The organism is Thalassotalea loyana (assembly GCF_030161435.1).
Taxonomy (GTDB): domain Bacteria; phylum Pseudomonadota; class Gammaproteobacteria; order Enterobacterales; family Alteromonadaceae; genus Thalassotalea_G; species Thalassotalea_G loyana.
Map to the genome: position 1 here is coordinate 186,597 of NZ_BSSV01000006.1, position 15,935 is coordinate 202,531.

Genomic DNA, 15,935 nt, shown 5'->3' on the forward strand with positions numbered 1-15,935 from the left:
AGGATAATGGCTCGACTTTCGAGCCATTTTTATTTTTCATTTAGAGTAAATCATCATGTATCGATTTATATTATTTTCAATTTTATTATTTTGCAGTGATACCGTATTCAGCTGCGAATTTTCAAATATCAGTTTCGATAAAAACTTTTCAGGTGGGAGATTCACGTCCTGTCAGGAGCTCGACAAGAATCGTTTCTTATTAACGTTAAGACCAGAAAATACACCAATCAATAACAGTCCGTGGTATGCCTTTAAAGTCAAAGCAAAAACACCGGAACGAATCGATGTAGTCTTGCAAGTAGAAGGTGGTGATCATCGTTACCCGCCTAAAATGAGTAAGAATGGCCTAAACTGGCGTTTAATTGAGCATCATATTAGCCAAGATAAGATGATGTTTTCGATCGACGTAGTTCAAGAGCCTACATGGATTTCTGCACAAGAGATATTATCAAATGAAGATTATGTTAATTGGGGTAAGAGTTTAGCCTCGGTATACGATATCACGCATGACATTCAGGGTTGGTCAGTGCAAGAGAGACCGCTTTATAAATTGGTGCATCATGGCAAAGGCAAAGAGTGGCTAGTGATACTTGGTCGACAACACCCACCTGAAGTCACAGGTGCACTGGCATTACTACCATTCTCAGAAACGGTGCTTTGTGATATTCCAATCGCCAACAAGTTTAGAGAGCGCTTTAATATTGTGATTTTCCCAAACCTTAACCCTGATGGCGTTTATATGGGAAACTGGCGTCACAATGCCAATGGCGTCGATTTAAATAGAGATTGGAAAGCATTTAAGCAACCTGAGGTGGCGACGGTACATAAGTTTCTAGAAACACTCGTAGCCAAAGGAGAGAAAATCTCAATGGCAGTCGACTTTCATTCAACCCACAAAGAAATTTTCTACACCATGCCACAAGATTACGGTATGGAAAAACCGATGATGGTTGTTGATTGGCTGAACGCACTAGATAAACGCTACCCAAATTTCAGTGTTATTCAAAGGCCAGGCAATAACCCTAAGAGCGCAGTGTCGAAACAATACTTTGCTGACGTGCATAATATCCATGCCATCACCTATGAAATGGGTGATAAAACTGACAGAGAATTTATTACAAAACTCGCGCAAGATGCGGCATTAACGCTGATGGAAACAATGCTTGCATACTAAAGTCGCGCCTTAATTAAGAAAAGTGCTTCCAACAACCTGTTGTAAGCACTTATCCCCTTCCCTATATCCCTTCCATATATCAATAGTAACAAATCAAAACAGAGCAACAGCGCTCGAGAAGTATATCCAGTGTTGTAGATGAAACGAGATCAAAGAAGTGAAGGATTGCTCGTGAGTGAGCGAAAAACAAATAGTCGTGGGTTGAAGAGATAGAAAAGAAAAACAGTGAACAGATTTAAAGAGAAACGCTGTGATCAAGCAGGAACAACATAATCACAGCGTTAGCTTTTAGTTGTAACCCAATACATAAAATGGCGTAACTGGTTCAATGATCTTTTCATGAGGAACTTTATCAGAACCCGACTTACTTTTTGTATCCAATACTTTAGAGACATCTGCATTATGTTGATGTTGTGCTAATTGACGTTGATTAACGTGGCTTTGCGTACTTAGTTGATTCATTTGCCTTCCCCTTTGTTCGTGACAAAACCACTATGCAATAGCAAAAGTAAATTAAACATAAACAAAATTGGTTAGGCCCATAACTCAATGTTATTGGTCATAGCTTTCGATAACAAAAACGAAGGAAAGTCGACGTTTTACGCGAATAATGCTTGAATAAACCAATACTGCATAACCTTCAGTTATACCCTTAATTCGTTTTGTCATTCGCTTTAGCTAACTAGTTTATTCAGTATGTTGAATGTAAACTGAATCTAATTCCGCATTCGACTTCAGGTAGTCCAATTAAAAGGGTTAAAAATGCAAAAGATTACCAAACTTTTCAATACGAGATATGTTTTAGCGGGTTTATTGACCTTTAGCGTTATTTCTCCTTCACTCACCGTTAATGCTCATGGTCATGTTGATGAAAGCGCCGCTGTTATTCGATACGACACAATACATCACCCTGTCTTAGGTAAGCACGGTATGGTGTCGAGTCAAAGAGAGCTTGCTAGCCAAATAGGTGCAGACATTCTATCTAAAGGCGGTAACGCAGTTGATGCTGCCGTTGCAACAGGCATAGCGCTAGCGGTTACCTTGCCAAGAGCAGGTAACCTTGGTGGCGGTGGCTTTATGTTAGTTCATCTTGCAGACAAGCAAGAGACTGTTGCAATTGATTATCGCGAAATGGCACCAAGTGCGGCTCATAGAGACATGTACTTAGACGAAAAAGGTAATGTTAATAATCAAGTGGCACGTTTTAGCCATGCATCATCAGGTGTTCCAGGTACCGTGGCTGGTTTAGCCCATGCGTTGAAGAAATACGGAACGATGAGCTGGGCACAAGTAGTTGAGCCTTCTATTGCCCTAGCTGAGCAGGGAATTTTAGTCTCCTATGATTTATCAGAAAACTTAAAAAGCCGAAAAGCTTGGCTTACAGCAAACCCTGCCACAGCAAAAGCTTATTACAAAAACAACAAGGTTCCCTATGAAGCTGGCGAGATCCTTATTCAACCTGATTTAGCCAAAACCTTAAAACGACTTGCTAAGTTTGGCCCAGAGGAATTCTACACGGGTAAAACGGCACAGCTCATTGCCAAAGATATGAAAAAGCATGGCGGCTTAATTACCCTCGAAGATTTGGCCAACTATAAAGTTGCAGAACGAGAAGTCGTAAAAACCACCTACCGCGGCTATGACGTTATTTCTATGCCACCAACAAGCTCTGGTGGAGTGCATGTCGCTCAAATGCTGAATATATTAGAACACTACCCCGTTAAAGAACATGGTTTTGGTAGCGCCAAAAACATTCACCTTCTGAGTGAAGCAATGAAGTTGGCCTATGCTGATAGAAGCAAATACCTGGGCGATCCCGATCATTTTGACGTGCCTGTAAAAGGCCTTACAAGTAAAGATTACGCGAAAGAGTTAACGGGCAAAATATCACTCACCAAAGCAACACCTTCAAGTCAGATTAATCCTGGTAACCCTGCCCCTTATGAGAGCCCTGACACAACCCATTTTTCAGTAATGGACAAATATGGTAATGCCGTTTCTAACACCTACACATTAAATTTTTCTTACGGTTCAGGTATCGTTATTCCTGGTACGGGGATCCTAATGAACAATGAAATGGATGACTTTTCTTCTAAGCCCGGTGTACCTAATGGATTCGGCTTGATTGGAGGTGAAGCTAATTCAATTCAACCAACAAAGCGCCCATTAAGTTCAATGACACCATCAATGATCTTAAAAGACGGTAAGCCTTATGTTGTTGTTGGTAGCCCTGGTGGTAGCCGAATCATTACCACAGTACTGCAAGTAATTGTGAATATCATTGACCACGACATGGGGATAGCACAAGCCGTTCACGCACCTCGTATCCATCATCAGTGGCTCCCTGATGTGTTGCAATTAGAACCAGGCTTTAGCCCTGACACCATTGAGCTGCTTAAAATGAAAGGCCAAAATGTAGAGCCAAGCAAGACCATGGGTAGCGTGCAAACGATCATGTTCAAAGATGGTTACTTTTATGGCGCATCTGATCCTCGACGACCAGGTGCAGGTACTATTCCAGCAAAGTAATCGAAGCACATTATCAACTTCCAATGATTGACGAAAGCCCAACTTAATGAGTTGGGCTTTTTATTAATAGGCAATGTTAATTCAGATTCCATAAAATTGCCTCTGAATGATACTAACAGCCAATAAATCCCTCTTTTAAATAAAACAGAGAATGCTAAAGTCTCTTGTACAATGATATCTAGTAATCAGCTGTAGTAGCTCATATCTGATCTGACGGTTATGCTTGATAAGGTTAGACATAATCTGACAGGCAGTTATGGGCGAAATAGAGACCTTCAATTCTTCTTCATTTCGCTCTCTTTTCACTCCTAATAGTACTTTACTTGCTGCCTGCGCAGCTAAGATTGCTTCGTTTCATTACAGCTAATTGAATTTTTTTCCATAAGCGGCCATCAATTGCTGATAGCCCGAGTGCAATGAGTCCCATTCCTAAAAAATGTATTGCAGTTAAAGACTCATTCAAGAAAAGTGAACCAAGCAGTATTGCGGAAATAGGTATTAGCATCGTGACTAACAATAGGTTTGTAGCGCCGGCTAATTCTAAAATCCTAAAATAAAGCACATAAGCTATAGCGGTAGAGAAAATTGCAAGACAAATAACAGCACCCCATGTATTTGTGTTTATGTCTTGTACATTGACTGGACCATCAATAAACAATGTTACAGGAATTAATATGAATGTTGACGCAGTTACTTGACCTGCTGCGGTTATGATTGGGTTAATTTTCATCGATTTGAATCTTCTACCATATACTCCCGCAAAGGCGTAAGATATTGTTGCTATTACAATTGCAATTTGCGCTAACAACTTACCTTCGCCACCGAATGTAGGTACGCCTATCATAACGACCACGCCAGTTAATCCGATTCCTGCACCGATGATTTTTAATATAGAAGGACGCTCATCGGGTAGCATAATGCCCGCGATAATGACAGTAAATATAGGTGTTGCGGCATTGAGAATTGATGCAATTCCAGAGGCTACTTGAGTTTGTCCCCACGCAATTAACACAAATGGAACAACATTGTTCAATAACCCAATCGCAACAAATGAAATCCAAACTTTCATTTGTTTTGGCGGACGGTGCCCCAGAATAAAAGCTATTCCCCATAAAATGATTGCGGCTATGGCAACTCTAAGCGTAACAATTGTGAATGGAGGTAATTCATTAACCGCTACACCGACAAAAAAGAAGGAGCCGCCCCACAATACAGAAAGAATGATGAGCATTGCCCATACTTTAAAGCTCATTGTATGGCTGATGGATGTTGTCATAGTTAGTTTAACCCTAAGAGATAATAATTACTTTCAAGACTAACTATTGCTTCAATTTCAAAACATCCGAATATTGCTAATTATTGCAAATAAAAAACTATAGAAAAAATAATTTCTTAGCAAGATTCAGATGTTTTCCGCAGTTTTTATATGATTAGATAGTATTCGACAGGTTAATTGATGAGAAGGGTTATGCCAGATTTATCTGAACGTAAAATGAGAAAAGCGGTAGCACGAAGAGATAACGCCTTTGATGGGCAATTTTTCTACGGAGTAGTTACTACTGGGGTATTCTGCTTTCCATCATGTTCAACTAAATCACCAAATCCTGAAAACTTGAGATTTTTCTTCAGTACAGAGTCAGCAATGAAGGCAGGTTTTCGCCCTTGCAAACGTTGTTCTCCCTCAAAGCAAAGTGACCGAACAGGTTCAATGATTGAAGTTGCTCGGCACATTGAAAACCATTTCGAAGAAAAAATTACTTTAGCTCAACTAAGTACTGTAGCCAATCTTTCATCTTCTAGATTACAGCGAGTATTTAAAGAAATGTTCGGTGTATCGCCAAAGGAATATCAAGATGCTGTGCGTATGAGAAAATTCAAGCGCTCGTTAAAAAGTGGTGAAGGAATTACGAAAGCTATTTACTCATCGGGGTTTGGTTCAATCAGTCGTATCTATGGTGAGGAAGCTCGGCACATAGGCATGACACCCAAAGCATACAGAGCTGGTGGTGAAGGAGAAGTCATTCATTACGCTTGCAGAAAAAGCGTTATCGGCAACATGATAATGGCAGCGACAAAAAAAGGAGTATGTTCAGTACAATTTGGAGAAGATGAAGAAGCACTAGTTAACATGCTATCTAAAGAGTTTCCTAAAGCCCAATTAGTACATTCTGAAGCACAGAACGCCCCAGAGCTAGATGAATGGATGATTGAATTGGATGCTCATATAAGTAGAGATGCACCAAAACCAGATATTCCTCTTGATATTCGAGGAACAGCGTTTCAAATCAAAGTATGGAAATTTCTGCTTAGTATCAGGGAAGGAGACGTTGCGAGCTATGGTGAAGTTGCCTCTCAAATTGATAATCCTAAAGCTGTTAGAGCAGTAGGAACAGCATGTGGTAAAAACCCAATAGCAGTGCTTATTCCATGTCACCGCGTGCTCAGGGGAGATGGCTCCCTCGGTGGTTATCGTTGGGGTATAGCACGAAAAAGGACGTTATTGGACATCGAAAGACGAAAGAAAAAGATAGCAAACGAATAGACTGAAGTTGGCAAATCTCTGTAATTTAGTGTTTAGTTTAAACACAACCATATGTTTTTCCTTCCGCATATGTTTTTTTGCTTTATGTCGCTTAGATAAACACGTACTTATTAATTACAATTTGTCCCCATAGCGACTGACAGGCTTATTGAAAGCCTTGCCAATGCTGAAATAGTTTATTTTCCTATGATTCAAAGATACTTATAAGAATACGAAGATAAACTTGATAGCATTGAAGCTTCAATCCAGTATTTAGATAAAAAGTCTTCTATGTCATTAATGAAGTTCGGTAAATACAAAATCAGTAGCTTTGTTAAGTCTTGTGAAAAGGTACTTTTGGGAGGGAATACGGAAGCTACTGCAGCTCTAAAACTAACTTTTGTACTAAATATAAAAGTGCATGAGCAAAAAATTAATGTTAGAGGTGGATATTCACCGCTGGTAAAATCGGTTTCTCCAAACAAAAGTGGCAACTCATTTAAAGTTCAAACTTTCATATCAATATGGCGGTGCATATACGGTATTAGACGATTTTAAATCAGCCCCCTACAACGAAAAAACCTCGCATAGTTGCGAGGCTATCAAATATAGCGGTGAATAGGGATTTACAAAATACATCCCTATATTTTGCCATTCGGGCTAGCTTCGCTATTCCAAATTGTTCCGTACAATTTGTTGAACCCCAGAAAGCAAAAAGCCCGACTCTTTCGAATCGGGCTTTTCTATAATATGGCGGTGAGATAGGGATTTGAACCCTAGATGGGCTACAAACCCATGCCGGTTTTCAAGACCGGTGCTTTCGACCACTCAGCCATCTCACCAATTGCTTTAGCTGTCGCTAAAGAACGATGCGAATATTAAAGTGTCACATTACACTTGTAAAGCCTTATTTTAATAAAAAAATTCGTTTGCTAATTTTTTATACATATTGGCAATCAAACAACCAAAATCCGTTTGAAATCACCCCACCATCACTTTATTGAGGGTTAATAGGCGTTAGTTTCATCCAAATACTAAAGGTTTCATTTGGCGCTAACGGTTTAATTCCCGTCCCCTGCACGCCTTGGTTGGCTAAATTAATTGCATCAGTACAGTGACTTACTGGTTCAATACAAAAGAAGTCTTCATCTTTTGGTGTAAAAATCACAGCGAGTTCACAAGTGTCGGATGCTTCAATAGTAACGCCTGCATCTAATTCTGGCCACGTAACTTTTGCTTTACCACCAAAACCCGTGAAACCGTTATCCAACTCAACATCATTCACTCGCGTCATTTGCTCATTTAACCCTGCAGGAACACTCGTTAGCTGGGTTGGTAAACATTTGTCATCAACCGCCCACATTTGTTTTACATCCGCTGTCATCGTTGTGTTTGGCGTACGAACAAAATAAGGGTGAAAACCCAAGCCAGCTGGCATCGTCATGTCAGATAAATTTTTAATTGAGATTTCATGATGCAAACCTTCATCGCTTAACGTAAAAGTTTGTTGTGCAATATAAGCAAATGGCCAATCTTGCGCCTTACCTTGGTAGGTTAATATCAATTGTTCATCTGACTGATGCTTTGCGTCCCACTCACTTTGCCAAGCATGGCCATGAATAGCACTCGTTTCAGGATGAAAATTTAACGGGGTTGTATAGGTCTTATCTTGCCATACGAATGTGCCGTTTTTGATACGATTTGAAAATGGCACTAAAGGAAAGTTACTCGCTTCTAATACATGCTTAGCATTTCTCGCATCGCGTAATAGTTGAATCGGCGCGTTGGGATGATTTAACCAGTTATACGCGACGATACTACCGCCAAGTGAAGGATTAATAATGACTTCAAAATTTGAGTTAGAAAGAGAAATTGTTTGCATATCAAAGCTTTTGTGATTTTAAGTGGCATTATGATAACAAACAAAATGTAGAAAAGAAGGCCCAATGTTGCCAAGCAATTGTCCGGTATTACAGATTTTCGTATGGGTTGTTACGAAGAATAAAGTGTTAACTGATTGACAATAATAAAAATTTATTAAGAATGGTGTACTACCAATTTAAAAATGGATTTCACCTTGTCGTTAGATAGTCAAATAGATCAATTACTTAGTCCTGTCGCAGAATTTCTCACAAGCATCATATTCTATGCGCCTAACCTTTTTGGTGTTGATATCCCATTGATTGTTGTTTGGTTGATCTGCGCATCAGTATTTTTCTCTTTTTATTTTAAGTTTTTAAACTTTACCGGCTTTAAACACGCGATTAAGGTTGTTAAAGGTGATTACACTGATAAAAACGATCCGGGTGAAGTAAGTCATTTCCAAGCGCTCACTACCGCGCTGTCTGGTACCGTTGGATTAGGTAATATTGCAGGTGTTGCTATTGCGGTTTCCATTGGCGGCCCAGGCGCAACGTTTTGGATGATAGTTGCCGGCCTGCTTGGCATGGCTACGAAGTTCTTAGAATGTTCATTAGGTGTTAAATACCGCGTAATTGATAAAGATGGCCGTGTTCACGGTGGGCCAATGTATTATCTTCGAGATGGCTTGAAGGAACGTGGTTTTGTTAAAAGCGGCAAAACGCTCGCAATGTTTTTTGCCATATGCTGCGTCGTTGCATCGCTGTGCGGTAGTAATATGCTGCAATCAAATCAAGCTTACCAACAGTTTATGGTTGCTTTTGCTGCTGACGATAGCTTTTGGATAGGTAAAGGTTGGCTGTTTGGCACCCTACTCGCCATTGTTATTGGTACGGTGATCATTGGCGGTATAAAGTCTATCGCTAAAGTTACCTCTACTGTGGTGCCTGCTATGGCATTAACCTACTTGTGTGCCTCTGTGTTTATTCTGCTAAATCACTGGCAAGACATTCCAACCGCCTTTGGTTTGATCATACAAGGTGCTTTTAACCCAGAAGGTGTTACGGGTGGCTTGATTGGCGTGATGATACAAGGTTTTAAACGCGCGACGTTTTCAAGTGAAGCGGGTGTGGGTGCCGCGTCAATTGCTCATGCTGCAGCGACCACAAAAGAACCTATTCGAGAAGGCTATGTCGCCCTAATCGAACCTTTCATTGATACGGTTGTGATTTGTACACTTACCGCTTTAGTGATTGTTATTAGTGGTAGTTATCAATCAGCTAATGTTGATGGGGTTGCGCTAACATCACAAGCATTTGAAAGTGTGATTTGGTGGTTTCCATATTTACTTAGTATTGCAGTACTACTTTTCGCAATTTCTACCATGATTTCTTGGGCATACTACGGCTCAATTGCATGGGAATATATTGTCGGTGAAAGCAAAATGATGGGCATGTTATACAAAGTCGTCTTTTGTTTGTTCACGATTATTGGCGCATCAATCAGTTTGCAGTCAGTGATAGATATTTCTGATTCAATGTTCTTTTCAATGGCAATCGCAAACATTGTCGGACTCTATCTACTTGCGCCTATCGTTAAGCGCGACTTATTGCAATATCAAGCTAAATACACAAATAAAAAGCCTACGTAATGTAGGCTTTTTTTAAGGTTATCTTGTTAATTAGAAGCTATCGCCAGGAACCCTAACAACACCTTCCATCAAGATACGAGCACTTCTGCTCATGATCGCTTTTTCGACAATCCAATTGCCTGCCTGACAGCTTGCTTCTGCACCTACTTTAAGAGTGCCTGAAGGATGGCCGAAGGTTACGCAATTACGTTCCCCACCACCTGCGGCTAAATTAACAGTCGTACCTGGAATAGCTGCTGCAGTGCCAATAGCCACGGCTGCTGTTCCCATCATTGCATGATGAAGTTTACCCATAGAGAGCGCCCTTACATTCAAGTCAATTGATGCTTCGTCAATCGCTTTACCGCTTGAGGCATCGTAACTTTTGGCTGGTGCGACAAAGGCTACTTTTGGCGTATGTTGTCTGCTTTGCGCATCTTCCAACTTGTCAATTAAGCCCATTTTCAATGCGCCATGTGCACGAATCGTTTCAAAAAAATTCAGCTTTTCGTCGCTATTGTTAATGTCATCTTGTAACTCGGTACCCGAATAACCAATTTCATCTGCATTTAAGAAAATGGTTGGAATACCGGCAGTGATCATCGTTGCTGTTAATGTCCCAATGCCAGGAACGTCTAATTCATCAACAACGTTGCCTGTTGGAAACATCGCCTCGCTAGGGTCTACTGGCGCAATAAATTCAACAGGCACTTCCGCGGCTGGGAAGGTCACACCATCTAATTCGAAGTCACCCGTTTCTTGCACTTCACCATTGGTAATGGGTACTTGGGCAATAATCGTTTTCTCGATGTTGGCTTGCCAAATTCTTACCGTGCAAACGCCATTTTCAGGAATACGATCAGCATCAACCAAACCAGAGTAAATAGCGAAAGATCCAACAGCAGCGGTTAAATTACCACAGTTGCCAGACCAATCAACAAAGGCTTTATCGATAGCTACTTGGCCGAATAAGTAATCAACATCGTGATTATCTTTTGAAGATTTCGAGAGAATAACCGTTTTTGATGTACTCGACGTTGCACCACCCATACCATCAGTTTGCTTACCGTATGGATCCGGTGAACCAATAACACGAAGCAACAAATTATCACGTGCTTCGCCAGCCACCTGACAACGTTCAGGTAAGTCCGTAAGGTTAAAGAAAACACCTTTTGACGTACCACCACGAATGTAAGTAGCAGGAACTTTTATTTGAGGAACATGAGCCATCGCCCTCTCCTTTTATGCTTATAAAAATGGCACATCAACTGTGCCATTTAAAATTTAAATCATTCAGAATCGATTTTCATAATTTGGAATTTAGTTTGTTTTTCTAGGCGGAAGCGCGGAGTTGACGAACGTCAATGAGCACTTCCAACAACGAAAAACAACTAAAGGGCAATTATGAATTCGATTCCAAGAAATCTTGAGCGAACTTCTGCAAAACCCCGCCCGCAGCGTGTACAACCACTTCTTCCGCAGTATCTAAACGACACTTAACCGGAATTTCAACGGTTTCGCCATTTTTACGCGTCATAACAACGGTCATAGCACCACCTGGCGACGTTTCACCTTTAACATCGAAAGTTTCAGTACCATCGATATTGTAAGTTTTACGTGTTTCGCCATTAACAAATTGCAATGGTAATACACCCATACCAATTAAGTTGGTACGGTGAATTCGTTCAAAACCTTCAGCAACGATTGTTTCAACACCTGCTAAACGTACGCCTTTCGCTGCCCAGTCACGACTAGAACCTTGACCGTAATCAGCGCCAGCAATGATACATAATGGTTGCTTACGCTCCATGTAAGTTTCAATAGCTTCCCACATACGGCTCTCAACACCCTCTGGCTCGATACGAGCAAGTGAGCCTTGTTTCACTTCGCCATCTGCATCTAAGACCATTTCGTTAAACAGTTTAGGGTTTGCAAAGGTCGCACGTTGTGCCGTTAAGTGGTCACCACGGTGAGTTGCGTACGAGTTAAAGTCTTCTTCTGGTAAGCCCATTTTGTGAAGATAAGCACCTGCTGCACTATCTAGCAAAATAGCATTTGATGGCGATAAGTGATCCGTTGTAATGTTGTCACCTAACACCGCAAGTGGACGCATGCCTTTCATAGTACGTTCGCCAGCTAATGCACCTTCCCAGTATGGTGGACGACGAATGTACGTCGACATTTCACGCCAGTCATATAACGGGCTTTCTGCTGGTTCAAATGCGCCTAAATCAAACATTGGCGTATAGATTTTCTTGAATTGCTCAGGCTTTACTGACTCAGCAACAATTGCATCAATCTCTTCGTCTGATGGCCAAATATCTTTTAAGGTGATCGGGTTATTATTTTCATCATAACCTAATACATCTTTTTCGATATCAAAGCGCATAGTCCCTGCAATTGCATAAGCAACAACTAATGGTGGCGACGCTAAGAATGCTTGTTTGGCATACGGGTGAATACGACCATCAAAGTTACGGTTACCTGATAATACCGCGGTAGCGTATAAGTCACGGTCAATAATCTCTTGCTGGATCTTTGGATCTAATGCGCCAGACATACCGTTACAGGTCGTACACGCATAGGCAACAATACCAAAACCTAGTTTTTCTAATTCAGGCAATAAACCTGCTTCTTCTAAGTAAAGTTTTGCAACTTTAGAGCCTGGGGCAAATGATGTTTTAACCCAAGGTTTACGCACCAAACCAAGCTCATTCGCACGTTTTGCCACTAAACCTGCCGCAACAACGTTGCGAGGGTTTGACGTATTAGTACAAGACGTGATTGCTGCAATAATACATGCGCCATCAGGCATTAAGCCTTCCGCTTCTTGTGCTTTGGCACTATCTAGGTCTTTTGCGATTTCACGTGAAGCTAAATCAGATGTTGGTAAACGACGGTGTGGGTTTGATGGACCTGCCATGTTACGGCCAACCGTAGATAAATCAAACGTTAGTACACGTTCGTATTGGGCATCAACTAAATCATCAGCCCAAAGGCCCGTGTGTTTTGCGTACGTTTCTACTAATTCAACTTGCTCAGGCTCACGTCCTGTAATTTTCAAGTAATCAATCGTTTGCTCGTCAATGTAGAACATGCCCGCTGATGCACCGTACTCAGGTGTCATGTTTGAAATTGTCGCTCTGTCACCAATCGATAGTGAACTTGCACCTTCGCCAAAGAATTCAAGGTAGGCACCAACAACTTTTTCATTACGTAAGAACTCAGTAATTGCTAAAACGATGTCGGTTGCTGTGATGCCTGGTTGGCGCTGGCCAACTAATTTAACACCAACAATATCAGGTAGGCGCATCATTGACGGACGACCTAGCATAACCGTTTCAGCTTCTAAGCCACCAACACCAATGGCGATTACACCTAAAGCATCAACGTGAGGCGTGTGTGAGTCAGTACCGACACAAGTATCAGGGAATGCCACACCATCACGATTTTGGATAACCGGTGACATTTTCTCCAAGTTAATTTGGTGCATGATACCGTTACCCGCAGGGATAACATCAACGTTTTTAAAGGCTGTTTTTGTCCACTCAATAAAGTGGAAACGATCTTCATTTCGACGGTCTTCAATTGCACGGTTTTTCTCGAATGCATCCGGATCAAAACCCGGCGCTTCAACCGCTAACGAGTGGTCAACAATAAGTTGTGTTGGCACTACTGGGTTTACTTTTGAAGGATCTCCACCTTGTTCTGCAATTGCGTCACGCAAACCAGCTAAGTCTACTAAAGCGGTTTGACCTAAAATATCATGACAAACAACACGTGCTGGGTACCATGGAAAATCTAAATCACGTTGGGTATTTAGGATTTGTTCTAATGACGCCGTTAAGCTAGCTGGATCACATTTACGTACTAACTGCTCAGCTAAAACACGTGAGGTATAAGGAAGTTTGGCATATGCGCCAGGTTTAATGGCTTCACAAGCTTCGCGAGTATCGAAAAAATCAATATTCGCTCCAGGAAGCGGCTTGCGATAATCGTAGTTCATAATTTACCTACAGATAATTAGTTTGATGAGATCCCAACAATTGTTGGGATCTTTTTACTTAATAGCGAATTAAGCGCGATCTTCGATTGCCACGAAATCTAATGACTCAGGGCCTGTGTAATCAGCAGAAGGACGAATAATACGGTTATTAGCACGTTGCTCCATCGCATGAGCTGTCCAACCAGAAACACGTGAACAAACAAAGATTGGTGTAAATAGTTTTGTTGGAATACCCATGAAGTTGTAGGCCGATGCATGGAAGAAATCAGCATTACAGAATAATTTCTTCTCGCGCCACATAACGGCTTCACAACGCTCAGATACTGCGTACAAGTGTGTATCGCCAACCTGCTCAGAAAGCTTCTTAGACCACTCTTTGATGATTGCATTACGAGGATCAGATTCACGGTAAACCGCGTGACCAAAGCCCATAATCTTCTCTTTGCGCGCTAACATGCCAAGCATTGCTTCTTCTGCTTCATCAGCAGTTTTCCAGTTTTGGATCATATCCATCGCTGCTTCGTTAGCACCACCGTGTAATGGACCACGAAGTGTACCAATAGCACCTGTAACAACTGAATGAATGTCAGATAAGGTAGATGCACACACACGGCCAGCAAACGTCGATGCGTTAAACTCATGCTCTGCATAAAGCACTAATGACGCATGCATTACATCAACGTGTAATGGCTCAGGCTTTTTGTTGTGTAGTGTCCATAAGAATTGTTCAGCAATTGAATCAGCATCTGTTTCTGTTTCAACACGAATACCGTTGTGACTGAAGTTATACCAGTAGTTAACGATACCAGGGAATGTCGCTAACATGCGGTCAATGTGATCTAACTGGTCTGAAAAATCTGTCGCTTCTGTTTCTAGGTTACCTAGCATTGAACAACCTGTACGCATTACGTCCATTGGATGTGCGTCTGCAGGTATTTGCTCTAATACAACTTTTAATGCGTCTGGTAATTTACGCATACCCTTTAAGCGAACTTTGTATGCATCCAATTCAGCTTGTGTTGGTAATTTGCCGTAAAGCAATAAATAAGCAACTTCTTCAAACTGGGCATTTGCTGCTAGGTCTTTTATGTCATAGCCTCGGTAAGTTAAACCAGAGCCTGTTTTGCCTACTGTACATAATGCCGTTTCACCAGCACTTTGACCACGAAGGCCCGCACCGCCTAATTTCTTGTCAACCATAATACTTTCCTCAAATTTTATTTTTTAATTCTTTATATAATTCTTAACCTTATGGGAACTTGAAGTTATTTGACTCAACCATGTTAGCGAGCCAAATAACGAGTATTTCACAAGGGTTTATTTATTTTTTCCTTGAGCAAACAATGAATCTAATTTTTGCTCGTAGTCGTGGTAACCAAGGTAATCGTATAGTTCCATGCGAGTTTGCATGTTGTCGATTTCAGCTTTTTGATCGCCATCAGCCAATAGTGTTTTGTATACTGATTCTGCGGCTTTGTTCATTGCGCGGAATGCTGATAATGGGTAAAGCACCATGCCACAGCCCCACTCACCTAATTGCTCTTTATTCCATAGTTCCGTTTGACCAAATTCAGTAATGTTGGCAAGAATAGGAACATCTAACGCATCTGCAAATGCTCGATAATGCTCTTCAGTTTTAACTGCTTCAGCAAAAATACCGTCAGCGCCTGCTGCAACATAAGCCTTTGCACGCTCTAAGGCTTTTTCCAACCCTTCTTGAGCAAACGCATCGGTACGTGCCATGATAAAGAAGTCTTTGTCAGTACGAGCATCAACAGCTGCCTTAATGCGATCAACCATTTCTTCTGTTGAAACAATTTCTTTATTAGGACGGTGGCCACAACGTTTTTGGGCAACCTGATCTTCAATATGAACCGCTGCCGCGCCTGCTTTTTCCATATCACGAATGGTTTTTGCAATGTTAAATGCACCACCCCAACCCGTATCGATATCAACTAATAATGGAAGACTAGACGCAGAAGTAATACGCTGAACATCGGCAATAACGTCATTTAGTGAAGTCATTCCCAAATCTGGTAAGCCGTATGATGCATTTGCTACACCACCACCTGAAAGGTAAATTGCTTGGTGACCTAATTGCTCAGCCATCATTGCACAGTACGCATTGATCGTACCTACCACCTGAAGTGGTTTGTTGTTTTCGAGTGCTAAACGAAATTTAGCACCAGGAGAAAGTTGCGCTGTCATAAGTGTT

The 15,935-nt window shown here is 41.3% G+C and carries 11 protein-coding genes and 1 tRNA gene; 4 read left to right on the forward strand and 8 right to left on the reverse strand.

The window, feature by feature from the left end:
* Positions 1-55: 55 nt before the first annotated feature.
* Entirely contained in the window at positions 56-1,174 is a 1,119-nt protein-coding gene (locus QQK05_RS13730; RefSeq protein WP_284299557.1) for a M14 family metallopeptidase, read from the forward strand.
* A gap of 288 nt (positions 1,175-1,462) precedes the next feature.
* On the opposite strand, the gene QQK05_RS13735 is transcribed toward QQK05_RS13730, so the two are convergent.
* Positions 1,463-1,636, reverse strand: coding sequence for a hypothetical protein (locus tag QQK05_RS13735; protein WP_284299560.1), 174 nt, complete (start codon positions 1,634-1,636; stop codon positions 1,463-1,465).
* Between the two features lie 300 nt (positions 1,637-1,936).
* On the opposite strand from QQK05_RS13735, the gene ggt reads away from it, so the two are divergent.
* Complete coding sequence (gene ggt, locus QQK05_RS13740) at positions 1,937-3,703, forward strand: gamma-glutamyltransferase (protein WP_284299562.1); 1,767 nt, start codon at positions 1,937-1,939, stop codon at positions 3,701-3,703.
* 319 nt (positions 3,704-4,022) lie between these two features.
* On the opposite strand, the gene QQK05_RS13745 is transcribed toward ggt, so the two are convergent.
* Positions 4,023-4,979 (reverse strand): DMT family transporter, encoded by a 957-nt coding sequence (locus QQK05_RS13745; protein WP_284299565.1) that lies wholly within the window; start codon positions 4,977-4,979, stop codon positions 4,023-4,025.
* Positions 4,980-5,171: 192 nt separating this feature from the next.
* On the opposite strand from QQK05_RS13745, the gene QQK05_RS13750 reads away from it, so the two are divergent.
* The gene (locus QQK05_RS13750) at positions 5,172-6,245 is read left to right on the forward strand and encodes a bifunctional transcriptional activator/DNA repair enzyme AdaA (RefSeq protein ID WP_284299567.1); all 1,074 of its coding nucleotides are present in this window, start codon (positions 5,172-5,174) and stop codon (positions 6,243-6,245) included.
* A gap of 730 nt (positions 6,246-6,975) precedes the next feature.
* Here the strand turns inward: QQK05_RS13750 and QQK05_RS13755 are convergent.
* Both QQK05_RS13755 and QQK05_RS13760 read right to left on the reverse strand, forming a co-directional pair.
* A tRNA-Ser gene (locus QQK05_RS13755) sits at positions 6,976-7,066 on the reverse strand.
* A 155-nt stretch (positions 7,067-7,221) separates the two neighbouring features.
* Positions 7,222-8,106, reverse strand: coding sequence for an aldose 1-epimerase (locus QQK05_RS13760; RefSeq protein ID WP_284299569.1), 885 nt, complete (start codon positions 8,104-8,106; stop codon positions 7,222-7,224).
* Positions 8,107-8,301: 195 nt separating this feature from the next.
* Between QQK05_RS13760 and QQK05_RS13765 the strand changes: the two genes are divergently transcribed.
* Positions 8,302-9,735, forward strand: coding sequence for an alanine/glycine:cation symporter family protein (locus QQK05_RS13765; protein ID WP_284299571.1), 1,434 nt, complete (start codon positions 8,302-8,304; stop codon positions 9,733-9,735).
* 30 nt (positions 9,736-9,765) lie between these two features.
* On the opposite strand, the gene prpF is transcribed toward QQK05_RS13765, so the two are convergent.
* The 4 genes from prpF to prpB all read right to left on the reverse strand — a co-directional run bounded on the left by prpF (position 9,766) and on the right by prpB (position 15,928).
* A complete protein-coding gene (prpF, locus tag QQK05_RS13770) occupies positions 9,766-10,944 on the reverse strand; it encodes a 2-methylaconitate cis-trans isomerase PrpF (protein WP_284299573.1) in 1,179 nt (392 codons plus the stop codon).
* 172 nt (positions 10,945-11,116) lie between these two features.
* A complete protein-coding gene (acnD, locus tag QQK05_RS13775) occupies positions 11,117-13,720 on the reverse strand; it encodes a Fe/S-dependent 2-methylisocitrate dehydratase AcnD (RefSeq protein WP_284299575.1) in 2,604 nt (867 codons plus the stop codon).
* Positions 13,721-13,789: 69 nt separating this feature from the next.
* Positions 13,790-14,920 (reverse strand): bifunctional 2-methylcitrate synthase/citrate synthase, encoded by a 1,131-nt coding sequence (gene prpC, locus QQK05_RS13780; RefSeq protein WP_284299577.1) that lies wholly within the window; start codon positions 14,918-14,920, stop codon positions 13,790-13,792.
* A gap of 117 nt (positions 14,921-15,037) precedes the next feature.
* Positions 15,038-15,928, reverse strand: coding sequence for a methylisocitrate lyase (gene prpB / locus QQK05_RS13785; protein WP_284299579.1), 891 nt, complete (start codon positions 15,926-15,928; stop codon positions 15,038-15,040).
* Positions 15,929-15,935: the final 7 nt, after the last annotated feature.